We start from the raw sequence: 248 nt of genomic DNA, 5'->3' as shown, positions 1-248 counted from the left end.
GCTAATCCGAGATTCTACCGGTCAATCAAGGGCAAATTAGCCAAAGCTCAGCGTACACTCTCTCGACGCGCATTACGGGCCAAGAAAGAACATCGTCCTTTGCGTAAATCTAAAAATTATCAGAAACAACGGCAAAGGGTGGCCGCCATCCAACGGGAAGTTGCTAATCGACGGAAAAACTTCTTACATCTTGTTTCGACAGCACTAATCAAGAACCACGATTTGGTTGTCGCCGAAGAATTAAGAAG

1 protein-coding gene is annotated in these 248 nt (G+C 45.6%); it reads left to right on the top strand.

Features of this window, described 5'->3' with window-relative positions; all coding sequences use genetic code 11:
• Positions 1-248 (top strand): transposase (locus HEQ50_RS12700; protein WP_168900835.1); only part of this gene is annotated, 248 nt, incomplete at both ends.

The sequence above is a fragment of the Lactobacillus sp. HBUAS51381 genome (assembly GCF_012641095.1).
GTDB lineage: Bacteria > Bacillota > Bacilli > Lactobacillales > Lactobacillaceae > Levilactobacillus.
This window is presented reverse-complemented; position numbering and strand designations above follow the sequence as displayed.